The sequence below is a fragment of the Pseudomonas sp. H3(2019) genome (assembly GCF_007713465.1).
Taxonomy (GTDB): Bacteria; Pseudomonadota; Gammaproteobacteria; order Pseudomonadales; family Pseudomonadaceae; genus Aquipseudomonas.
In genome coordinates, this window is record NZ_VMSG01000007.1 from 159,272 (window position 1) to 180,834 (window position 21,563).

Below are 21,563 nucleotides of genomic sequence, written 5' to 3' on the forward strand. Positions count from 1 at the left end.
GGCTTTCCCAAAATGAGATCGGGCACCCTAAGAGCGAATGACACGGATGAGGTGCAAGCTATTGATGAAAAAGAGCGTTTTTCATTTACCTCCGGCGATCGAGAACTAACAGTTGCCGGGATGCTTCAGCGAATCGAAACACCTGCCATTGGCGGCGATAACGCCAATAGCCTGTTCCAGAAAACCGTGCTGCAAGCCCTCGACCGGGCGCGCAAGACCGGTCAGAACAACCCGATAGTCGTCGGCGCCATCCCCTTCGATCCTGCTGAAGCCTCTTGTCTCTACATTCCCGAACACGCCGAGTGGCGAGCACGAAGCGCCACCGTACGGACAGACGTCGCAGCACTGCCTGAACTGATCGAGCAAAAAAACATACCGGACGAGCACGGTTTCAAACGCGCGGTAGAGCACGCAATCGTCAACTTCCGCCACAGTGACGTGCGCAAGGCCGTGCTTTCGGTGCAACGTGAGTTGGTGTTTGCGCAGGATGTGGATGTGGGCGCCATGCAGAACAATCTGCGGGCCCAGAATCAAAGCGGCTATCACTTCCGTGTACCCATGCCGGACGGCGCTACGCTGATCGGCGTCAGCCCTGAACTGCTCGTTCACAAGGACGGTCTGAACTTCGTTTCCAACCCGCTGGCAGGCTCGGCCAAACGCATGAGCGATCCACAAGCGGACCGGCGCAATGCAGATTGGCTGTCAGCGTCGGAAAAGGATCACTACGAGCACCGCCTCGTGACCGAGGACATCGCCACTCAACTGGGGGAGCTGTGCACTCAGCTGAATGTGCCCCAGCGCCCTTCCCTCATCAGCACGCCCGCACTTTGGCATCTCTCCACCCGTATCGAAGGCACCTTGGCGGATCCGACAGTTTCGGCCTTGCAGCTTGCCTGTCGCCTGCATCCAACCCCTGCCGTCTGTGGCTTCCCCACCGAGCGCGCCCGGCGCCTGATCCGCTTTGTCGAACCCTTCGAGCGTGGCCTGTTCACCGGCATGGTTGGCTGGTGCGACGCCCAAGGCAATGGCGAGTGGGTGGTGACCATTCGCTGCGGCACCGTCAAGCGCAACAGGGTCCGCCTGTTCGCCGGCGCTGGCATCGTCGAAGCCTCGAGCCCCGACTCCGAATGGACAGAAGTCCAGACCAAACTCGGCACCATGCTGCGCGCATGCGGTTTGGCCCACTAATACGAACTTTTTCAGTAGTGACAATCATGACCATAGAATTCAATCACTGGCCCCTCGACAGAGCACAGCGCTATCGGGAAAAAGGCTACTGGATCGACGTACCACTCACACACATTCTGCGGGCACGCAGCCAGTCGCAACCTCACGCATCGGCGATCATTTGCGGTGATCGTCGTTTCAGCTATGCCGAGCTGGAGCAGCTGTCGTCCAACCTGGCTTCGCGCCTGGCGGCCAGCGGGCTTGGCAAAGGCGACACCGCCTTGGTGCAATTGCCCAATATTGCGGAGTTTTACATTGTCTTGTTCGCACTGCTCAAGGCCGGGATTGCCCCCCTCAATGCGCTCTACAGCCATCGAAAACTGGAACTCAAGAGCTACGCCCAGCAAATCACGCCAAGGTTGCTGATCGCCTCTCGCGAGCATGAAGTCTTTCGCGACGACAGTTACATCACTGACCTCAAGGAAGTGGGTTCCAGCCCCGAAATCACCCTGCTGCTGGGCGAACCGCGTCACGAAAACAACCTCGCCGCCTGGATCAAAACCCCAAGTGAGCACCCCGTGGACTTCTCCCCCAGCGAACCGGGTGAAGTGGCGCTATTCCAATTGTCGGGCGGCAGTACAGGCACCCCCAAACTCATCCCGCGCACCCATAACGACTATCACTACAACGCCCGGGCAAGTGCGCAAGTATGCGAGCTCACTCCACAAACGCGCTTTCTATGCGCCCTGCCTGCGGCGCACAACTTCTTGCTCAGCTCGCCCGGCGCCCTGGGTGTCCTGTATGCCGGCGGCACTGTCGTCATGGCTTCCAGCCCAGAGCCGTCGACTTGCTTTTCGATCATTGCACGCCATGAAGTGAATACCGTGGCCCTGGTTCCAAGTGCGGTCGCCTTGTGGTTGCAGGCCGCACCGGAGCACAAAGAGCAACTGCAATCGCTGGAATTCCTCCAGGTCGGCGGCGCCTGTTTCGCCGACTCGCTGGCACGCCAGGTTCCCGGAGTGCTCGGCTGCAAGTTGCAGCAGGTGTTCGGCATGGCCGAGGGACTGATCAACTACACCCGCCTGGACGACTCTGACGAACAGATTTTCACCACGCAAGGCCGTCCGATCAGCCCGGATGACGAAATCAAAATCGTCGACGAACAAGGCATCCCCGTCCCGCACGGCGAGCCTGGCATGCTTGCCACTCGCGGTCCTTATACGTTCTGCGGGTATTACCGAAGCCCCGAGCAGAATGCCCAGGCGTTTGACAATGAGGGTTACTACTATTCCGGCGACCTCGTTGAACTCACACCGACAGGCGATTTGCGGGTCGTCGGCAGGATCAAGGATCAGATCAACCGCGGTGGCGAAAAAGTAGCCTCGGAGGAAATCGAAAACCTCATCGTCCTCCACCCGGACGTGACCCACGCCGGCCTGGTGGCCATGCCCGACGACAGACTGGGGGAAAAGAGCTGCGCCTTCGTCGTCACCCGTAACCCCCATCTCAAACCACCCGCCTTGAGACGCCACTTGATGGAACTCGGCATCGCCGAATACAAACTCCCCGATCGCATCCGGCTCATCGAGACCATGCCCCTGACACCCGTCGGCAAGATCGACAAAAAGCAACTACGCCAACTCCTGGCAGCGGAAACCACCCGCGCCTGGTTACACACCCGCGTACTGCAACTTGTCGAGGACTGTGAAGACCTGGACCCAGAGGAAAACCTGATTTTCTATGGCCTCGATTCCTTGCGGGTGATGAAGCTCGCTGCGGAGCTCAAAGAGCGTGGCATCGCTGTGAGCTTCGAAGAGCTGGCGACCTCGCCCACGCTCGCCAGTTGGTGGTCGCTGGTGGACACCAAGCAAAAAGCCGCCTGACCGGGCGGCCTCTAAAAGGAGTTAGGAATGACTTTATCCACTGCCGACCAAAGCAGGCTTGAGCGCTTCTGGCAGCACTGCGTGACGAATCAGTACTTCAATATCGGGTACCCCGAATCAGCGGACTTCGATTACTCCCAGTTGCATCGCTTCCTGCGCTTCTCGATCAACAACTGCGGGGATTGGAACGAATACAGCAACTACCTGTTGAACTCATTCGATTTTGAAAAGGACGTCATGACGTACTTCTCCGAGCTGTTCAACATCGCGCTCGAAGACAGCTGGGGCTACGTCACCAACGGGGGGACCGAAGGCAACATGTTTGGCTGCTACCTGGGTCGCGAACTGTTCCCGAACGGCACCCTGTACTACTCGAAAGACACCCATTACTCCGTTGCGAAGATCGTCAAGTTGCTACGGATCAAATGCCGTGCAGTCGAGTCACTGGCCAATGGAGAAATCGACTACGACGACCTGATGGCAAAAATAACCGCCGACCAGGAACGCCACCCCATCATCTTCGCCAACATCGGCACCACCCTGCGCGGTGCGGTCGACAATATCGCCACCATTCAACAGCGTCTGCAGCAGGCGGGCATTGCCCGCCATGACTACTACCTGCACGCGGACGCAGCGCTGAGCGGGATGATCCTGCCCTTCGTCGATCACCCACAGCCCTTCTCGTTCGCCGATGGCATCGACTCGATCTGCGTTTCCGGCCACAAGATGATCGGTTCGCCCATTCCTTGCGGGATCGTCGTGGCCAAACGCAAGGACGTTGCGCGCATCTCGGTGGAAGTGGACTACATCCTGGCCCATGACAAGACCATCAGCGGTTCGCGCAATGGCCATACACCCTTGATGATGTGGACGGCACTACGCAGCCACTCGTTCGCTGACTGGCGCCAGCGTATCCGCCACTGCCTGGAAAAAGCCCAGTATGCGGTGGATCGATTCCAGGTCGCGGGCATTGATGCCTGGCGCAACGAGAACTCCATCACCGTAGTGTTCCCTTGTCCGTCGCAGAGGATTGCGAAGAAATATTGCCTGGCGATATCTGGCGGTACAGCGCACTTGATAACGACACCCCATCATCACGACAACTTAATGATCGACACATTGATCGATGAGGTCATTACCGAGCTTGAGACGGATGCCTGGCGATTTGGGGGAGCGCATGTCAAACAAGGGAGTAATGAGCGACGACCTTCAAACTCCGTCAGGGAGACCTGCCCCCGATTCGACGTCATCTGAAATTGGCTATTTTCAACACACCTTGAGACAAGCACCATGTCGCCACTTAAAACACCTGAAGCCTGCGAAAACCTCAATGATATTCGGGCAGGCATTGATTTTTATGATCGCCAGATCCTCGAGTCCTTGAAACAACGCCTGGGTTATGTAAAAGCCGCTGCGCAATTCAAAGCCAATGAACGGGCTATCCCCGCTCCAGAGCGGGTCGCAGCGATGCTCGAAGACCGTCGCGAGTGGGCAGTCGCCGCCGGGTTCGAAGTGGCCTTCGTCGAGAAACTCTACAAGCACATTATTCATTGGAATATCCAACAGCAGATTCTGCACTGGCAAGAAACTTATTCCGACCGACATACCGCATAAGCCCGTTGATGAGCGTATGACCAGATCTACTGTGTAGACGTTTCCGAGTTCGTGATTTTGAAAGGGCGCCAGAAGGGGGCGCCCTGCACTCTCAATGTTGCGTTCGCTGGCCTGTTTGTGGCCACGCCATCAAGGCAGCGCCGAGCTGGATCGCGATGATTTGCTCAATCAGCATCGGGGATCCGGACAGCCTCCAATAGCAGTGAGTAAACCCTGACGAAATTTACTTTAAACAATCCTGAAGTTTTTCCAGGTCTGGTCGATAATGAGGCGGGTATTTAGCATTAGACGTTAAGGAAAACGATGGCAATGGTCTTTTGTCGTGCGTGCGCCAAGGAAATTCACGAGACGGCCCCAACGTGCCCCCAATGCGGAGCGAGCCAACACGTTGCTATAGCTGCAACGAGTGACGTTGGTTCGCCGTGGTTGGCCATCCTCTCGTTAATATTGGGCATCCTCTGCGTACTCAGCCTGTTTGATGACTCTGAATGGGGAAGAGACACCCTCATTGGACTGGGAGCCTTCTCCGTCACAGGGCTCATTTGCGGCATCATCAGCATTAATCAAAAAACAACAGGAAATAACCTAGCGATCACTGGTGTTGTCTTATCGGCTATTGCGACGCTTATTTTTGTTGGACTGTCGTTAGACTAATTTTAAGGAAAAAATATGAGCATGGTTTTTTGTCGTGGTTGCGCCAAGGAAATTCACAGCACTGCTACGGCCTGCCCGCAATGTGGTGCACCTCAGGCGTTCCAGCCAACACGTCCAGCGTCAAACGCTGTACCAGAAACCGGCAACCCGTACCTTGAAGTGCTCAAGAAATATGCCGTATTTAAAGGTCGCGCCAGCCGCCGCGAATACTGGATGTTTATTCTGATCAACCTCGGGGTCTCTATAGGCCTGATGGTTATTGAGGCCTTACTGGGTGGCAAAGGGTACATTTACAACCTTTATAGCCTTGCCGTGTGTCTTCCTGGTCTGGCGGCAGCCGTTCGCCGGATGCACGACACTAACCGCAGTGGCTGGTGGATCCTGCTACCGATCGTGAACATTGTCTTCCTGGCCCAGGACAGCCAGCCTGGCGACAACCGTTTCGGGCCGAACCCAAAAGGGATCAACTGAAGTTAGTTCACAAGACGCTTATCGAGACGGCCGCAATGGCCGTCTCTTTGCTTATATCAGTTGACCCGCCTGACAATCCGTCCGATCTTTGCACTCCCCGCAACACTGAATTGCGCTCAGCCCGATTGATAGCCACCTAACGAAAGCCTCATGCTAGAGGGCTCACTTGGCGCTTATATCATTCCGAATGATAGTTACCTTTGCCTCATTCGATTCGTTTGATACAGCCCCGCCGAGCATCATCCGCCCATCTCAATACAGTGGCGGATGCATCCATGGAACAGTCATTCAAACATTTGCGCTTCCCCTTGGCCGTTTTGGCCTTGCTGGTGATGAGCGCCTGCGGCAAGACCCCGGGAACCGCTGCCGCCATGCCTGCGGCCAAAGTCAGCGTGGCCAAGGTGCTGGAACAACCGGTCAACGAGTGGGACGATTTCACCGGCCGCCTGGAAGCACCGGAAACCGTCGAGATTCGTCCTCGGGTGTCTGGCCAGATCGACGAAGTCGCATTCACCGAAGGCGCCCTTGTGAAAAAGGGCGATTTGCTGTTCCAGATCGACCCTCGACCGTTCCAGGCTGAAGTCCGCCGCCTCGAAGCCCTGGTTGCCCAGGGCCGCGCCAATGCTACCCGCAGCGAAAACGAAGCCCAACGCGGTGAGCGCCTGCGCACCAGCAACGCGATTTCCGCAGAACTGGCCGACTCGCGCAGCAGCGCCGCCCAAGAAGCCCGAGCCGCTGTCGGCGCCCTCCAGGCGCAGTTGGATCTGGCCAAACTGAACCTCAGCTTCACCCGCGTCACCGCACCGATCAGCGGCCGTGTCAGCCGTGCGGAAATCACCGCCGGCAATCTGGTCACCGCGGATGTCACCGCGCTGACCAGCGTGGTCTCCACCGACAAGATTTACGCCTACTTCGACGCCGATGAGCGCGTGTACCTCAAGTACACCCAGCTCGCCCGCCAGGGCCAACGCGGTCAAACCACTCCGGTTTACCTTGGCCTGTCCAATGAAGAAGGCAACCCACACCTGGGCCAGATGAACTTCGTAGACAACCAGGTCAACCCGAAAACCGGCACCATTCGTGGTCGCGCGGTGTTTGACAACAGCAAGGGTGAATACACCCCCGGCCTCTACGCTCGCCTGAAACTGGTGGGCAGCGGGACCTATTCCGCCGTGCTGATCAACGACGAAGCCGTCGGTACCGACCTGGGTAAAAAGTTCGTACTGGTGATGGACGCCGACAATAAATCGGCTTATCGCGCCGTCGAACTGGGGCCGAAGATCGAAGGATTGCGCATTGTGCGCAGCGGCCTGAGCAAGGACGACACGATCATTGTCAAGGGTTTGCAACGGGTGCGTCCAGGCTCCCCGGTGACGCCTGAAGTGATTCCGATGGCCAGCCAGGAAACCCTCGCGGCCCTTGCTCAACAACGCCAAGCGCTTGAAGCCAGCAACCTGCCCCAAGTCGCACCTGCCAAGGTTGCGCCGGGTACGGCTGTGAAACTCGCCGCTGCGACTCCACGCGGTTAAGGGACGACAACTCCGATGAATTTTTCCCAATTCTTCATTTCACGGCCGATCTTCGCAGCGGTGCTCTCGCTGCTGATCCTGATCGCCGGCAGCATCTCGCTGTTCCAGCTACCGATCAGCGAATACCCGGAAGTAGTGCCACCGACCGTGGTGGTCCGCGCCAACTTCCCGGGTGCCAACCCTAAAGTCATCGGCGAGACCGTGGCCGCTCCGCTGGAGCAAGCCATCACCGGCGTCGAGAACATGCTGTACATGTCCTCGCAGTCCACCGCCGACGGCAAGATCACCCTGACCATCACCTTTGCGCTGGGCACCGACCTGGACAACGCTCAGGTACAGGTGCAGAACCGCGTCACCCGCTCCGAGCCCAAGCTGCCCGCAGAAGTGACCCGAATCGGCATCACGGTGGACAAGGCCTCGCCCGACCTGACCATGGTTGTGCACTTGACCTCGCCGGACAAACGCTACGACATGCTTTACCTGTCCAACTACGCCCTGCTCAACATCAAGGATGAGCTGGCGCGATTGGGCGGCGTGGGTGACGTGCAACTGTTCGGTATGGGTGACTACTCGCTGCGGGTCTGGCTCGATCCGAACAAGACCGCTTCGCGTAACCTGACCGCGACCGATGTGGTCAACGCGATTCGCGAACAGAACCGTCAGGTTGCCGCCGGTGCCCTGGGTGCGCCGCCGGCGCCGAACGCCACCGCGTTCCAGCTCTCGGTCAACACCCAAGGTCGCCTGGTCTCCGAGGAAGAGTTCGAGAACATCATTATTCGCTCCGGCGAAAACGGTGAAATCACTCGCCTCAAAGACATTGCTCGCGTCGAGCTGGGTTCCAGTCAGTACGCCTTGCGCTCCCTGCTGAACAACCAACCGGCCGTGGCGATCCCGATCTTCCAGCGTCCGGGCTCCAACGCTATCGAGATCTCCAACGAAGTGCGCGCCAAAATGGCCGAGCTGAAGAAGAGCTTCCCCGAAGGCATGGACTTCAGCATCGTGTATGACCCGACGATTTTCGTTCGCGGTTCCATCGAGGCTGTGGTGCACACGCTGTTCGAAGCACTGATTCTGGTGGTGCTGGTAGTGATCCTGTTCCTGCAAACCTGGCGCGCCTCGATCATTCCGTTGGTGGCGGTCCCGGTATCGCTGATCGGTACGTTCGCCGTGATGCACCTGTTCGGCTTCTCGCTTAACGCGCTGTCGTTGTTCGGATTGGTATTGGCCATCGGTATCGTGGTCGACGACGCCATCGTGGTGGTGGAAAACGTCGAACGAAACATCGGCCTGGGGCTGACGCCGGTCGAAGCGACCAAGCGCGCCATGCGTGAAGTAACCGGCCCGATCATCGCCACCGCGCTGGTGCTGTGTGCGGTGTTTATCCCGGCCGCGTTCATCTCTGGGTTGACCGGACAGTTCTACAAACAGTTCGCCTTGACCATTGCGATTTCCACGGTGATCTCGGCCTTCAACTCGCTGACCCTGTCGCCAGCCCTGGCTGCCGTCTTGCTCAAAAGCCATGACGCGCCCAAGGACCGCTTCTCGAAAGTCCTCGACGGGATCTTCGGTGGCTGGTTGTTCCGTCCGTTCAACCGCTTCTTTGATCGTGCCAGCCATGGTTATGTCGGCACTGTAGCTCGTGTGATCCGCAGCAGCGGCATCGCCCTGCTGCTGTACGCCGGCCTCATGGCGCTAACGTTCCTCGGTTTCTCGAACACGCCAACCGGTTTCGTGCCAGGCCAGGACAAGCAATACCTGGTGGCCTTCGCCCAACTGCCGGACGCGGCGAGCCTGGACCGTACTGAAGATGTGATCAAGCGCATGTCCGACCTGGCCCTGAAACAGCCTGGCGTGGAAAGCGCGGTGGCCTTCCCGGGCCTGTCGATCAACGGCTTCACCAACAGCCCGAATGCCGGCATCGTGTTCGTCACCCTGAAACCGTTCGACCAACGCAAAGACCCAAGCCAGTCGGCCGGTGCGATTGCCGGTGCCTTGAACGGCCAATACGCCGGGATTCAGGAAGCCTACATGGCGATCTTCCCGCCGCCGCCAGTACAGGGCCTGGGCACCATCGGTGGTTTCCGCCTGCAGATCGAAGACCGGGGCAACCTGGGGTATGACGAGCTGTACAAAGAAACCATGAACATCATCACCAAGAGCCGCAGCGTGCCAGAGCTGGCCGGGCTGTTCACCAGCTATACCGTGAACGTGCCACAGGTCGATGCCGCCATCGACCGTGAAAAAGCCAAGACCCACGGCGTGGCTGTCAGCGACATCTTCGACACCCTGCAGATCTACCTGGGTTCGTTGTATGCCAACGACTTCAACCGCTTTGGTCGCACCTATCAGGTCAACGTTCAGGCCGAGCAGCAGTTCCGCCTCGAACCGGATCAGATCGGTCAGCTGAAAGTGCGCAACAACAAAGGCGAGATGATCCCGCTGGCGACCTTCATCAAGGTCAGCGACACCTCGGGCCCGGACCGCGTGATGCACTACAACGGCTTTATCACCGCTGAAATCAACGGTGCTGCCGCCCCCGGCTACAGCTCCGGCCAAGCGCAACAGGCCATCGAGAAACTGCTCAAGGACGAACTGCCTAACGGCATGACCTACGAGTGGACCGACCTGACCTACCAGCAGATTCTGTCCGGCAACACCGCGCTGTTCGTGTTCCCGCTCTGCGTACTGCTGGCGTTCCTGGTACTGGCCGCGCAATACGAGAGCTGGAGCCTGCCACTGGCGGTGATCCTGATCGTACCGATGACGCTGCTGTCGGCGATTACCGGGGTGATTCTCTCCGGTAGCGACAACAACATCTTCACCCAGATCGGCTTGATCGTACTGGTGGGGCTGGCCTGTAAGAACGCGATCCTGATCGTCGAGTTCGCCAAGGACAAGCAAGAGGAAGGTATGGACTCGCTCAGCGCGGTACTGGAAGCCTGCCGTCTGCGTCTGCGGCCGATCCTGATGACCTCCTTCGCCTTCATCATGGGTGTGGTGCCTCTGGTGTTCTCCAGCGGTGCCGGTGCAGAAATGCGTCATGCCATGGGTGTGGCGGTGTTCTCCGGAATGCTCGGGGTGACCTTCTTCGGTCTGTTGCTGACGCCAGTGTTCTACATATTGATCCGTCGTTTTGTGGAGCGCGGCGATGCACGCAAAGCGGCCAAGGCCCTGAAACTGGAGGCGCAACAATGAGTCTGAAAGTCTTCCTGCCGAGCTTGCTGGTACTGGCCCTGAGCGCCTGTGCCGTAGGCCCGGACTACAAGACGCCAGCTACGGAGGCGGCCAACATCACGGCCGCCACCGACGGCGCCAACGGTCAGAAGAACTTCGACCGCGCACGCTTCGAAGGTATCTGGTGGAAGCAGTTCGACGACCCGGTCCTCAATCAGTTGGTGACCCAGTCGTTGCAGGGCAACCGTGATCTGCGAGTGGCGTATGCCCGCTTGAAGGCGTCTCGTGCGTTTCGTGATGACGCGGCCACCCAGACCACACCCAACGTTACCAGCCGCGCCAGCAGCGATTTGGCCAAGGGCCAGATTCCCGGCCAGACCACCAAGCGCGTCAACAGCGAGCGCTATGACCTGGGCCTGGACATGGCCTGGGAAGTGGATCTGTTCGGGCGCATCCAGCGCAACCTTGAAGCCGCTGATGCCGATCAGCAAGTGGCCGAAGCCGATCTGCACCAACTACAAGTCAGCATGATCGCCGAACTGGTGGACGCCTACGGTCAACTGCGCGGTGCGCAATTGCGGGAAAAAATCGCGCTGGCCAACCTGAAGAACCAGCAGGAATCGAGCAAGATCACCGTGAGCCTGCGTGACGCCGGCGTCGGTGATCAACTCGACGTGGTTCGCGCCGATGCCCGCCTCGCTTCCGTCGAAGCCAGCGTGCCGCAGCTGCAAGAGGTGCAAGTGCGTCAACGCAACCGCATCGCCACCCTGCTGGGTGAACGGCCAGACAAACTGACCGTCGACCTCAGCCCGGCCAACTTGCCGGCGATTGCCAAGGCCTTGCCGATTGGTGACCCCGGTGAACTGCTGCAACGCCGTCCGGATATCCGCAGTGCCGAACGCAAGCTGGCCGCCGCCACTGCGCGAATCGGCGTGGCCAAGGCCGATCTGTTCCCACGGGTCAGCCTCAGCGGCTTCCTCGGTTTCACCGCCGGGCGTGGTTCGCAGATCGGCTCGTCGGCAGCCAGCGCCTGGGCGCTCAGCCCAAGCATTACCTGGGCCGCCTTCGACCTGGGCAGCGTGCGCGCTCGCTTGCGGGCAGCCGATGCTAACGCCGAAGGCGCCCTGGCGACCTACGAACAGCAAGTGTTGTTAGCGTTGGAGGAGTCGGAGAATGCCTTCTCTGATTACGGTAAACGTCAGCAACGCCTGATCTCGCTGATTCGCCAAAGCGAATCGAGCCGCGCTGCAGCTGACCTGGCAGAAATTCGCTACCGCGAAGGCACCGTGGATTTCCTGGTGCTGCTCGACGCACAACGCGAACGCCTGGCAGCCGAGGATTCCCAGGCCCAGGCCGAGGTTGATCTTTACCGTGGCATCGTTGCCATCTACAAGGCGCTCGGCGGTGGCTGGCAACCCGAGACGGTCGCCAGCAGGTAACCCCTCTTCAAGAGCTCCTTTGGTTGGCCGCAACCAACCAAATTTTTTGCCCCGCGCCTCATTCGGTCGCGGGGCTTTTTTTGCCTGCAAATTATGGCAAAAGCGATGCTTTGCACGGTGCCGCCAAAACGTTCGCCACTCATCAGTTCGATGTCGACCCGGTCATCCTCCGCAATACTGGATCTTTGGTTCAATGTTTTACTTGGCGCATACCATATCGTTTGCCCCTTCCTGCCCTCACTCCAGTGGACTGGTGGACCTGTTGGGATTCGTCTGCAGTTAGAGCCCGCGGTCGCCATCGAAGAAGCACGACGGTTACTGGAACTCAACGGCCGCTACGTTGGTGACAGAAGTTACAAATACCCAGCCGCGCAATCCAACAGTTGTGCGCGCAGAGTTTCTTGTTAAAAGCATGCACTTGGTATATATGCAAATGCACTGGCACAACTCGGTCGCGAGTCTGTCTTCATTCTTGAATCACTTTCCGGTCCAAGCCGTAATCGCAGGACGACGATCATCGGGCTCGACCCTCTTTTCGAAGTTTGTATCGATGAGGGTCAGGCACAACTGCGAGGCTGTCCTGCGCTTTGCGAATATTTGTCCGCCAGCCTGCGACAAGTGGCATTCTTCGGCTATTTCTCCGACGACTGTGTTCGCCTGATTGAACGGCTTCCCGATCTTGCCGAACAGACCTACAGCTACCAGCTCGCGCAGGGTCTCGGTGGCAGCGTTGCCGTATTTCACCCGCGCATAGACGCCAAGCAGGCGATGGATCTCGTTTTGCTGGTCAGGGGAAAGGGCCTTGTTGCCCTGGAAAGCACTGATTGCCGGACCGAGGCCGGCGTCATCGTCGAAGGCGAATGGCATACCGACCGGGTTTAGTAAGGCTCATCACAGAGTGCACCTTAATAATGAAGGAAAAATCAGAATACTCCGTACAAATTTATCGAAAAAGCCTGTATGGAAATTAATAATTAATTCATAAAAAAATGCACTTCCCCTAACCTTTAATCATCAATTGCGGAGGTGCATTCATGTTGATTTTCATTAAGTCGATGATCATTGGGCTTTGTATTGCAGCCCCTGTGGGACCCATTGGGCTGTTGTGCATACAGAGGAGCCTTGCGCTTGGATGGAGAGCAGGTTTCGCGACAGGGTTAGGGGCGGCCACAGCCGATTCGATCTATGGATATGTCGGTGCGCTGGGGATCACAGTCATCATAGCGACACTCATTAGCTTTAAGCCATGGTTGTGTATTTTGGGGGGGATGTTCCTCGCGTACATTGGTTATCAAACAATAAGATCGAAAGCGAGCTCAACAGCCCTGGCGGGTGAACGAGCCAACCTGTTAAAAGCCTACTTGAGTACACTGTTTTTGACACTGTCGAACCCAATGACCATCCTGTCGTTTATCGCGATATTTGCTGCCATGAGCGACGGCATGGCTAATGATCAAGGCGGTCAGCACTCAGTGCTGCCTATGGTAACAGGTATATTTCTAGGCTCGGCTGTCTGGTGGCTGGGATTGAGCGGATTCTCCTCCATATTCAAGACCAGAATCTCCCAATCAAAGCTCAGGTTGATCAACTATTTTTCCGGGTCAACCATAACCATTCTGGGTGCCTACCAAGTCGCCACTGGTGTTATGCTCGCCACAGGAGCTTAAGCGAGAAATGAGACAAGGCTTATTTCTCATTGACTGATGAGTAAGCCTTGGCATCAATCCCCTACGGTTTAACGGGAGGATGTTTACTGCATTCTGGATTCAATGTACGCCCTGAAGCTACCTATCGCTTGTTTGATTTCTGATTCTGTCGCATTGCTAAACGACAACCTGACCTGAGTGACAGCCTCATCCGTCAGCGAAAATAAGGAAGTGGGAAATACAATAACCTTAAAGTTTCTGGCGCACTCGCACATTTCAAAATACTCAAAGGTGAAAGGCAACTGTACATTGATGAAAAAGCCTCCCTCTGGATGGTTCCAGGTGACACTTTTTCGAGCATCAGCCTTGATCGGGAATTCACGTTCAAGGCATTCAATCATATAGTTTCTTTTTTGCCTGTAAGACAACACTCTTGGTTGATTAAGCTCTTTTAAAGAGTAGTTGTTCTCTATCAGCAAACCTCCGACAACTGCTTGGCACAGGGCCGGTGTATTGACGGTGATCAAGCTTTTGGCTTTACATAATCTGGCGCTAAAGGAAATCACCCCAGCGCTCTCCGGGGCGACTACATAGCCCATACGCAATCCCGGAAAAATTGACTTTGCAAACGAGCCTAGAAGGAACACTCGACTACTGTCTATCGACTTCATCAAGGGGATTTTATCTCCCTCGTACCTGAAGTAGCTGTAGGCATTATCCTCCAGGATAAAAAAATTCATTTCATTGGCCAAGGAGAGCATGGCCTTTCTGTCTTCATAGGAAAGGCTGTCAGCAGTAGGGTTACTGAAATCTGAAATCGCGTACAGCGCTTTTACCTTTTCCCCCCCGGACTCAAGATCTTCAGCGACCTTGCGCAGGGCAGATGGATCGAGGAAGGTGCCGACGGGAACGGGTACAATTTTTATTCTTAGTAATTTCGCAATACCCGTTATTCCGGAAAACACCGGGTCAGGCACTAATAAAACACCACTTCCTTCAAAGATTGATAGCAGTGTCAAGGTCGCAGCTTCCTGAAACCCCATGCACACGACAATACTTTCAGGGTTGAAAATCTTTATGCCTTCATCCACCTGCAAGTGTTCGGCTATTATACCGTTGATAATTCCGGTGGTTTTTCCATATTGGCAAAGTAGTGTCGCAAGTGAGTGTTCCGTATCGACGGCGTATCGTGTATAGCTGGCCAGCCCTTTATCGATGAGGGACAGGTCGCATTGCTCGTCGTCAGGTCGACCGGAAGCCAGAGAGATTGCCTCTGGATTTTCACTGGAAATGGAATTTAGAAGATGGATAACGTTCAGAGTAGGGTCTTCGAATATCGTTTTTTCGAGTACGCTGGGCAATCTCGCTTCTCCATAAAAAAGCAACGAACCGTTGAAGGCTCGTTGCTCATGATTAACATCTGTTACGCAGGTTTAAGTGCACTTTTTTGATCAGCCATATTTTCCATGGCTACGAATGCCTGAAGCAGATCCTCTTTAAGATCCTCAAGGGCCTCTAAACCAAAACACAATCGAACCAAACCCTTTTCAATCCCCATATCCGCTTTTTCCTGCTCAGTCATCGAGGCATGGCTTCCACTAAAGGGTTGCGCAACCATTGACGTGACACAGGCCATTCCCGTACCCGTTCCAAACCATTTGAGGGCGCTGGTGAAGGTTTTGTAAAAGGGGACCAGATCGGGCCGAATATCAACAAACACAATGCCACCATAGCCGGTCAATTGTTTACCATCGACTCGTGGATAATAAACATGCTCAATAAAGGGCAGCTCTCGCAGATAGTTGAGCATGCTGGAGGTTGTGTTGCTGTGTTTCTCCATGCGCAGGTTAAATGTCTGCATGCTTCTGCGAAGCAGCCATGCGCTATTAGGCGCTAATATTGAGCCTGAATAAAAGCGGCCTTCGAGGAGGCGCGTATAAATCATTTCATTGTTGACGAGTACCAGGCCGCCCATGACATCGCTATGCCCGGAGAAATACTTCGTTGCGCTGTACAGAGAAATATCCGCGCCAAAGTTCAGAGGCTTTTGAAATGTCGGAGTGGCCCACGTGTTGTCAACGACCACCAGGGCGTGTGGGTTGTTTTGCTTAACCGCCTTGCTGACCGCATGAATATCAATATCTTTCAGAAAGGGATTGGTCGGTGTTTCGAAAATGACCATGTCCACGTTCGACGGCAACTCTTTCAATCCACTTTCCGTGGTGAGATCCAGAATCGTCAGTTTCGCACCGATACGTGCCGCATATCGCTGAAAAAGCTTATAAGAACAGCCATAGATATATTTGTTGATCACCAGCGACCCACCGGGTTTCAGCAGTTCCAGAACCATGTAGATGGCACTCATTCCGGTGCTGTAGGCCAAGGCGTATTCGCTTCCTTCCAGTGCAGCGACAACCTGTTCCAGCTCAGTCACATTGGGATTGGCTTTTCTCGAGTAGAAGAACGCCGAGTCAGCGCTAAAAGCGCTGCACTGATAAATAGGCGTCACGGATGGGTGGGCCTCTCGATCATCGACCCTGATATGGAGTATTTCAGTAGACACGTTCATGATTTGCTCACCAGTTTGATAACCTGCTCATACATGTTCTGCTTGCCTTCATACCCAATGGTCGGCGTGATGTCGTTTTGCGAAATACCAATCTCTTCAATCGACTCGGTTGGGAAGTGAGCCCTGTCGAATACTTCATGAAGATTTGAGTTCACCCCCTTGGGAAGCCAGACTTCAGGGCCTGATTCATCAATTCGTGCCTTGGCAATAATGAATCGATAGCTTTCATACGGCCGCAATGTCAGTGATTTCCAATCACTGTTGAGCCCATCGGTATAGTTGCGCCGCAGGTAGACGGTCTGTTCAAAGTCTTCAGTATTCAGCACTTGGGCGTGCAACGATACGATATCCCCATGCCACTCGAACTTTCGCTTCTCGTAAGAGCTCAATGCAGCCTCTCGCAGTTCAACAGGCGTGTTCGCGTTGTGTTCGCCCAGCAACTTGAAGTGTGCGTCGTGCCCACACCGGGCACAGCAACCGTTGCTATCCAATCCGATTATTTCAGCATTCAAACCGTAGCGGGTAACGAGTAGAGCGTTACAATTATTGCAGCTGGTATTGGTGCCCTCGACATCATTTACGTTACCCAGATAAACATGCTCAACCCCCATGCTCCGGGCAATGTCCCGAGCCTTCAGGAGTCTATCCACGGGCGTCCTGATGCTATTACTCATCTTATAATCAGGGTGAAACCTTACAAAGTGGAGCGGTACATTCGGGCCCAGTTCATCCAGTACCCACTGGCTAATTTTCCTGGCGGTATCCTCATCGTCACTGATATCGGTAACCATCAAGGTGCTGACTTCAACATATTTACCAGCATCGTATACTTTCTTGATGCCAGCCAGAACGGGCTCTACCCAGCCTGTTGTGACCTTTCGATAGTATTCGGGGGAGATGGATTTTAGCGAAATCGAGAATATGTCGATGACTGGCAATAGTTCATCAATGGCTTCTTCACTGATAAAAAAAGCTGATTTATATAAATTGATCAAGCCCGCTTCCTTTGCCAGCTTTGCCGTATCGAGGATAAATTCATGCCAGACAACAGGGTCGTTATACGTCCAGGAGATAACGCGTATACCATGCTTCAAGGCAGTTTCTACAACCTGCTCAGGCGTATAGTAGTAAACGTCTTTATCCGTCACATACTTGGCCTGAGAGGTCTTCCAGTTGTGGCAGTAGCCGCAGTTAAGCATGCAGCCGATATTGCCCAGGGAAAGGATTCGCTCTCCGGGAGCAAAGTGGAATACCGCCTCGGTTTCGATGGTCTCTTCGGTGCTGTGAACGCCTTTGCCATAATTCAATGTAACTAACCGGCCGCCTCTGTTTCCGCGCACCTTGCAAAAACCTACTTTACCTTCCTGAATGACACAGTTTCGGGGGGAAAGATGACACTTTACAACGCCATTCGGGAGTATTTCTTCCAACTTTGCAGGCGTGCTTTCCAAGGTCCAGTTTTTATTTTTTGTAGTGTCCATCTCTCACTCCTCATCTCACGGAAGTTGCTGTCAATATTATCGGTTGAAATAGTCGAGGCGAAACAATCCCGCCGCCACAGCGGCAGCAATCCCCTAGTAGTTATTGATAGGCGGAAGAAACGCTGGTCAATCCATAATTCTTAAGTGAAAAACGCCTGGCGTTTATATTCATGAATGGCTGTATAAGAGGGCCTATGATCAACAAGAATGCTATGGTTCCCACACCGAAGGGCCCGCCTAAAAGCCATCCGGTTGAAAAGATGCCAATTTCAATTATCATTTTGGCTTTGGTGAATGACCACGCCCATTTGGACACCATGGTAAGCACCACAAGGTCCATGATTCTGATACCAATACCGCTCATGATAATCAGTGCAGACGAATAAGCACACAGCACCAGACCCATCGCCAACATCGTGTACTCATTCACTCTGACAATCAAATACTCTCCAAGCCCCAGCACGGACCAGAGGTCAATCAACAGACCTGTAAGTGTGGTTGTAATAAATGGGCTTATCGGAGGATATTTCTTGTTCCAGAGCATCCACCACAACAGAAAGAATAGAGAAACGATACCCGAACAAACACCCATTCCGAGCATGAGTATTTTATTTATCGAGATGATCAGGACATCTAAGGGGTCAGTCCCCAGTTGACTGACTATGAAAAGCTTGGCCCCCACCGAGAAAAGGGCGACCCCAGCCAGATACATAAAAATCTGATCCATCTTGAAATCACGAAAACTTAGGACTTGCGTTCCAATATAACTCGCGAATGATGGAAAGGATTTTTTTTCACGCTTTGTTTTTTCATCTTCCATACGAACACCATCCCTGGAGGAGAATATTTTATTATGCGGCGCGTAACGCTAAAGATTCAGAGCTATTGATTGCCCGGGTTCTTGTTAGGCTTTACCGGGCTGCAAATAGACTAGCACTCTGCTTTATTTTGGTGCATTATTTTTTAATGAAAACCGCGTGCTTTTCATTAAAATTTATACTTTTTGCCGGGGGAACTTACATGGACCGTATAGACATAAAAATCTTGGGGAAGGTGCAGGACTTTGGTCGCATTTCCATCACAGAGTTGTCCAAGCACGCAGGTCTTTCTATTCCCGCCACCACTGATCGGTTGCGAAAGCTCGAAGACTCTGGGGTCATCAAGGGGTATGGCGCTCAGTTAGATCCAACCAAGCTAGGGTTCGGCATATCTGCTGTTGTCGGCATGACCACCCTCAAGCCTGCGAAATCCAAATTGATAGCGACGCTCAATGACATACCCGAAGTCGTTGAGTGCCTGCACGTCACGGGTAACGACTCCTACCTGATCAGGATCTATGCCAGGTCAATGGCCGATATCGAAAATATCATTGCGAAGATCAACGCGTACGGTGAGACACGTACAAGCATTGTCTTGTCTGTCCCTATCGAGAGAAGAAAGCTTGTCCCTTGAGCCTTGTACATAGAAGAGTCAGCTGTTGGCTATTTCAAGGGTGATCATTTTGTGTGCCCGGAACGGCGCCAGCAGCGATTCATCTGCCCCTGAATCGGTAATCAACGTCCACGGCCCTTTGAGGGGAGACCAATATTGCTGGAGGGCGCGCCCTGATTTTGTGGCGTCAGCCAGCACGAAGGTCTGTGCTGCTTGCCCGATCATGTTTTCTTTGAGGTAAGCCTGGTCGGCACTGGCTTCGCAGAACCCCAACTCTGCAACAACGCCATCGGCGCTAAGAAAAATATTGTCGCCACTCAAATGCTCCAATGTCGCCTGCGCGGCCGCCCCGAAGGTCGACATGCCGGAGCCCGCAGTTCGCCACCAGCCGGAGCCCTGGGCCTGGTGGGTTTTGATGGCAGCGTCAATACCGCATTGTGCATTCGCTCGACGGTCTTCGACGAGGGTACTTACCACTTGCGTGCATCCGCCGGGGTGGTCGCCGACTCGGTTCCCGAGATGGAGTGGAAAGAGACGTTGTACAAGATGGGTTCTGTATACCGGGCGGTGACCGGCAAGGAGATCGCACTGTGAAAGTATTCCTGATTAATGCCTATGACAGCTTCGTCTTCATCATCAGCCAGTACCTGGAACAACTCGGGCTGGAAACCCGCGTCGAGCGTCACGACGTGCCGGACCTCATCCAGCGCATTGAGGTTTTCTCGCCAGATTTCTGCGTGCTGGGCCCTGGACCTGGGCATCTGGCCGACGTTGGCTACATCGAAGTGATCAGGCACTTGCTAGAGCGTATGCCGCTGCTGGGCGTATGCCTGGGTCATCAGGCCATCGGCCTGGCCTTCGGTGCCGAAGTTTGCCGGGCCCCGCACGTGATGCACGGCAAGTATGCGTTTAACCACGTCCCGGGTTTGACTCGCAGCGCCAGCTGACCGATGCTGGCAGCTTTGCAAACACTGTCAGATTCCGGATTCCTGCATGCCCATGCCTCGCCGCTACCTGTACATCAGCCTGCTTGTCCTGTTTGCCGTCGGCATTGCCTGGTTTTCTCTGCGCAGTACGACGCCAGAAGTGCCCCCCGCGATCAAGCAGGGCTATCACGACGCCATGGAAAAGGCCCGCAACGGCCAACCCGGTGCGGCGCGAGTGCTTTATCAGCAACTGGCACGTCCGGACTTGTCGGACACCCGCCGTGTCTTGTTGCTGGCCGAACTGCCGAATTACCCTAGCCCGCAGGCACTGAAACTGGCGGACGCTGACCTGCAGAATCCGGTGGCTGAGGTTCGTCAGGCGGCGATCAAAAGCATTGTCGGGCTGGTGCCCAATGGCCAACGCAGCCTGTTGCTCGGGCCACTGCTCGAGGACAGCGAGCAAGCCGTGCGTTTTGCCACTGCGAACGCATTGCTGGGGCTTTCACCGGATGACCTGGGGTTGTACTTCGGCCCTTTGCAGCAGGTCATCGATGAGTATGAGCACTCGCTGAACAGTCAGCCCGAAAGCGCCGAGACCCACTACCAACTGGCTCGCCTGCATCTGCATAACGCGCAATTGAAAGAAGCACAGCAAGCGCTCGATCAAACCTTGCGCCTGGATCCGGGCAACCTGCCGGCACTGGTGGTACAGATCGAGGTACTGGATAAACAGGGCCAGGCCGATGCCGCCCAACAAATGCTGGCCAAGCAGTTGCAGGCCCAACCTGACTCTGCCTATCTGCAGCATGCTTTAGGGTTGTGGTTACTGCATCACGGACAAAACGAGCTGGCCTTGCTTGGCCTTTCAAAAGCAGTAGAACTTGCGCCCGACAACAGGGAATATCGCTACGACCTGGCAACCACCTTGCACGGCCAGGAAGAACTCGAAGCCGCGCAAAAGCAGCTTCAAGAAATCGTTCAGCGTCACCCGGCCGATCGCAAGGCGCGGGTAACACTGATCAACTACTGGAAGGAAAGCGGCCAGCTGCAGAATGTTCAGGTGCTGCTGGCACAGCTTGAGCAGATGAATCCGGATGACCCGGCGTTGCAGCAGGGATTGTAAAAGAAACACCGCAGCTCGGGGTATTGAATGGGGCCTACGAAAGCATTTCGTGCATCAACACCTGCAACTCATCCAGATCGAACGGCTTGGCCAGGATCGGCGCCTTTTGCGCGATCGGGCTGCCAGACTCACGAATTTCCTGCGGGTAACCGCTGATGAAAATCACCTTGAGCTCAGGTCGCAGCTTCACCGCGGGTTCGGCAATCTGTACCCCGGAGATGCCACCGGGCAGACGATAATCCGTGACCATCATGTCCAGGTGCGGCTTGCTCGCCAGAATTTCGAACGCCTGCTCGCCATCTTCAGCCTGCAATACCCGATAGCCTTCGCCCGACAGGTAGGCGGTCAGCACCATCAGGATCGAGGGGTCATCTTCAACGATCAATACGACGTCTTGTGCATCTTCACTCATGGGAAGCCTTTGTTCGGTCAATAGCTGCTGATACGACCCTGCGC

Annotated in this window: 19 protein-coding genes and 3 pseudogenes; 14 read left to right on the forward strand and 8 right to left on the reverse strand. The window is 55.2% G+C overall.

Annotation, left to right across the window (positions count from 1 at the left end):
- The first annotated feature begins 12 nt into the window (after positions 1-12).
- The 9 genes from FPT12_RS09720 (at position 13) to FPT12_RS09760 (ending at position 11,931) form a co-directional block, all read left to right on the forward strand.
- Positions 13-1,188: an isochorismate synthase MenF gene (locus tag FPT12_RS09720; protein WP_145016045.1), complete on the forward strand. Its 1,176-nt coding sequence runs from the start codon at positions 13-15 to the stop codon at positions 1,186-1,188.
- Between the two features lie 26 nt (positions 1,189-1,214).
- Entirely contained in the window at positions 1,215-3,050 is a 1,836-nt protein-coding gene (locus FPT12_RS09725) for a (2,3-dihydroxybenzoyl)adenylate synthase (protein WP_145016047.1), read from the forward strand.
- 27 nt (positions 3,051-3,077) lie between these two features.
- Complete coding sequence (locus FPT12_RS09730) at positions 3,078-4,304, forward strand: histidine decarboxylase (RefSeq protein ID WP_145016049.1); 1,227 nt, start codon at positions 3,078-3,080, stop codon at positions 4,302-4,304.
- Between the two features lie 36 nt (positions 4,305-4,340).
- Positions 4,341-4,664 carry an isochorismate lyase gene (locus FPT12_RS09735; protein ID WP_145016051.1) on the forward strand — a complete coding sequence of 108 codons (324 nt, stop codon included), beginning with the start codon at positions 4,341-4,343 and terminating at the stop codon, positions 4,662-4,664.
- A 303-nt stretch (positions 4,665-4,967) separates the two neighbouring features.
- The gene (locus FPT12_RS27940) at positions 4,968-5,318 is read left to right on the forward strand and encodes a DUF4190 domain-containing protein (protein ID WP_145016053.1); all 351 of its coding nucleotides are present in this window, start codon (positions 4,968-4,970) and stop codon (positions 5,316-5,318) included.
- A gap of 15 nt (positions 5,319-5,333) precedes the next feature.
- Complete coding sequence (locus tag FPT12_RS09745; protein ID WP_145016055.1) at positions 5,334-5,789, forward strand: DUF805 domain-containing protein; 456 nt, start codon at positions 5,334-5,336, stop codon at positions 5,787-5,789.
- Between the two features lie 275 nt (positions 5,790-6,064).
- Complete coding sequence (mexE, locus tag FPT12_RS09750) at positions 6,065-7,318, forward strand: multidrug efflux RND transporter periplasmic adaptor subunit MexE (RefSeq protein WP_145016057.1); 1,254 nt, start codon at positions 6,065-6,067, stop codon at positions 7,316-7,318.
- Between the two features lie 15 nt (positions 7,319-7,333).
- Positions 7,334-10,513, forward strand: a complete 3,180-nt coding sequence (locus tag FPT12_RS09755; protein WP_145016059.1) for an efflux RND transporter permease subunit — start codon at positions 7,334-7,336, stop codon at positions 10,511-10,513.
- Positions 10,510-11,931: an efflux transporter outer membrane subunit gene (locus FPT12_RS09760; RefSeq protein ID WP_145016061.1), complete on the forward strand. Its 1,422-nt coding sequence runs from the start codon at positions 10,510-10,512 to the stop codon at positions 11,929-11,931. The genes FPT12_RS09755 and FPT12_RS09760 overlap by 4 nt, the downstream gene beginning before the upstream one ends.
- Positions 11,932-11,990: 59 nt before the next feature.
- Here FPT12_RS09760 and FPT12_RS28315 read toward each other — a convergent pair.
- Positions 11,991-12,107, reverse strand: a pseudogene (locus tag FPT12_RS28315) (HlyD family secretion protein); the annotation flags it as partial.
- A 301-nt stretch (positions 12,108-12,408) separates the two neighbouring features.
- Positions 12,409-12,798, reverse strand: coding sequence for a hypothetical protein (locus FPT12_RS28320; protein ID WP_178098665.1), 390 nt, complete (start codon positions 12,796-12,798; stop codon positions 12,409-12,411).
- Positions 12,799-12,965: 167 nt separating this feature from the next.
- On the opposite strand from FPT12_RS28320, the gene FPT12_RS09775 reads away from it, so the two are divergent.
- Positions 12,966-13,598 (forward strand): LysE family translocator, encoded by a 633-nt coding sequence (locus tag FPT12_RS09775; RefSeq protein WP_145016063.1) that lies wholly within the window; start codon positions 12,966-12,968, stop codon positions 13,596-13,598.
- A gap of 83 nt (positions 13,599-13,681) precedes the next feature.
- Here FPT12_RS09775 and FPT12_RS09780 read toward each other — a convergent pair whose 3' ends face one another.
- From FPT12_RS09780 to FPT12_RS09795, 4 genes are all read right to left on the reverse strand, one after another.
- A complete protein-coding gene (locus tag FPT12_RS09780; protein ID WP_145016064.1) occupies positions 13,682-14,938 on the reverse strand; it encodes a PLP-dependent aminotransferase family protein in 1,257 nt (418 codons plus the stop codon).
- Between the two features lie 62 nt (positions 14,939-15,000).
- Positions 15,001-16,146, reverse strand: coding sequence for a PLP-dependent aspartate aminotransferase family protein (locus FPT12_RS09785; RefSeq protein ID WP_145016065.1), 1,146 nt, complete (start codon positions 16,144-16,146; stop codon positions 15,001-15,003).
- A complete protein-coding gene (gene amrS, locus FPT12_RS09790; RefSeq protein ID WP_145016066.1) occupies positions 16,143-17,627 on the reverse strand; it encodes an AmmeMemoRadiSam system radical SAM enzyme in 1,485 nt (494 codons plus the stop codon). The genes FPT12_RS09785 and amrS overlap by 4 nt, the downstream gene beginning before the upstream one ends.
- Positions 17,628-17,727: 100 nt before the next feature.
- The gene (locus FPT12_RS09795) at positions 17,728-18,447 is read right to left on the reverse strand and encodes a YitT family protein (protein ID WP_145016067.1); all 720 of its coding nucleotides are present in this window, start codon (positions 18,445-18,447) and stop codon (positions 17,728-17,730) included.
- Positions 18,448-18,647: 200 nt separating this feature from the next.
- Here FPT12_RS09795 and FPT12_RS09800 point away from each other — a divergent pair, with 200 nt between their 5' ends.
- Positions 18,648-19,079: an Lrp/AsnC family transcriptional regulator gene (locus tag FPT12_RS09800; protein WP_145016068.1), complete on the forward strand. Its 432-nt coding sequence runs from the start codon at positions 18,648-18,650 to the stop codon at positions 19,077-19,079.
- An 18-nt stretch (positions 19,080-19,097) separates the two neighbouring features.
- On the opposite strand, the gene FPT12_RS09805 is transcribed toward FPT12_RS09800, so the two are convergent.
- Entirely contained in the window at positions 19,098-19,379 is a 282-nt protein-coding gene (locus FPT12_RS09805; RefSeq protein ID WP_371922536.1) for a hypothetical protein, read from the reverse strand.
- Positions 19,380-19,445: 66 nt separating this feature from the next.
- On the opposite strand from FPT12_RS09805, the pseudogene FPT12_RS09810 reads away from it, so the two are divergent.
- From FPT12_RS09810 to FPT12_RS09820, 3 genes and pseudogenes are all read left to right on the forward strand, one after another.
- Positions 19,446-19,652 (forward strand): annotated as a pseudogene (locus FPT12_RS09810) (chorismate-binding protein); the annotation flags it as partial.
- Positions 19,649-19,960: pseudogene (locus FPT12_RS09815) on the forward strand (aminodeoxychorismate/anthranilate synthase component II); the annotation flags it as partial. The pseudogenes FPT12_RS09810 and FPT12_RS09815, both read left to right, overlap by 4 nt.
- A 91-nt stretch (positions 19,961-20,051) precedes the next feature.
- Positions 20,052-21,107, forward strand: coding sequence for a tetratricopeptide repeat protein (locus tag FPT12_RS09820; RefSeq protein WP_145016070.1), 1,056 nt, complete (start codon positions 20,052-20,054; stop codon positions 21,105-21,107).
- Between the two features lie 34 nt (positions 21,108-21,141).
- Here FPT12_RS09820 and FPT12_RS09825 read toward each other — a convergent pair whose 3' ends face one another.
- On the reverse strand, positions 21,142-21,519 hold the full coding sequence (locus FPT12_RS09825) for a response regulator (protein ID WP_145016071.1): 378 nt from the start codon (positions 21,517-21,519) through the stop codon (positions 21,142-21,144).
- Between the last annotated feature and the right edge of the window lie 44 nt (positions 21,520-21,563).

Coding starts and splice junctions, on each gene's coding strand:
- FPT12_RS09760 (WP_145016061.1), top strand. CDS start 10,510: ATGAGTCTGAAAGTCTTCCTGCCGAGCTTGCTGGTACTGGCCCTGAGC.
- FPT12_RS09775 (WP_145016063.1), top strand. CDS start 12,966: ATGTTGATTTTCATTAAGTCGATGATCATTGGGCTTTGTATTGCAGCC.
- FPT12_RS09735 (WP_145016051.1), top strand. CDS start 4,341: ATGTCGCCACTTAAAACACCTGAAGCCTGCGAAAACCTCAATGATATT.
- FPT12_RS09820 (WP_145016070.1), top strand. CDS start 20,052: ATGCCCATGCCTCGCCGCTACCTGTACATCAGCCTGCTTGTCCTGTTT.
- FPT12_RS09755 (WP_145016059.1), top strand. CDS start 7,334: ATGAATTTTTCCCAATTCTTCATTTCACGGCCGATCTTCGCAGCGGTG.
- FPT12_RS09825 (WP_145016071.1), bottom strand. CDS start 21,519: ATGAGTGAAGATGCACAAGACGTCGTATTGATCGTTGAAGATGACCCC.
- FPT12_RS09725 (WP_145016047.1), top strand. CDS start 1,215: ATGACCATAGAATTCAATCACTGGCCCCTCGACAGAGCACAGCGCTAT.
- FPT12_RS09795 (WP_145016067.1), bottom strand. CDS start 18,447: ATGGAAGATGAAAAAACAAAGCGTGAAAAAAAATCCTTTCCATCATTC.
- mexE (WP_145016057.1), top strand. CDS start 6,065: ATGGAACAGTCATTCAAACATTTGCGCTTCCCCTTGGCCGTTTTGGCC.
- FPT12_RS09785 (WP_145016065.1), bottom strand. CDS start 16,146: ATGAACGTGTCTACTGAAATACTCCATATCAGGGTCGATGATCGAGAG.
- FPT12_RS28320 (WP_178098665.1), bottom strand. CDS start 12,798: ATGCCATTCGCCTTCGACGATGACGCCGGCCTCGGTCCGGCAATCAGT.
- FPT12_RS09800 (WP_145016068.1), top strand. CDS start 18,648: ATGGACCGTATAGACATAAAAATCTTGGGGAAGGTGCAGGACTTTGGT.
- FPT12_RS27940 (WP_145016053.1), top strand. CDS start 4,968: ATGGCAATGGTCTTTTGTCGTGCGTGCGCCAAGGAAATTCACGAGACG.
- FPT12_RS09730 (WP_145016049.1), top strand. CDS start 3,078: ATGACTTTATCCACTGCCGACCAAAGCAGGCTTGAGCGCTTCTGGCAG.
- FPT12_RS09720 (WP_145016045.1), top strand. CDS start 13: ATGAGATCGGGCACCCTAAGAGCGAATGACACGGATGAGGTGCAAGCT.
- FPT12_RS09745 (WP_145016055.1), top strand. CDS start 5,334: ATGAGCATGGTTTTTTGTCGTGGTTGCGCCAAGGAAATTCACAGCACT.
- amrS (WP_145016066.1), bottom strand. CDS start 17,627: ATGGACACTACAAAAAATAAAAACTGGACCTTGGAAAGCACGCCTGCA.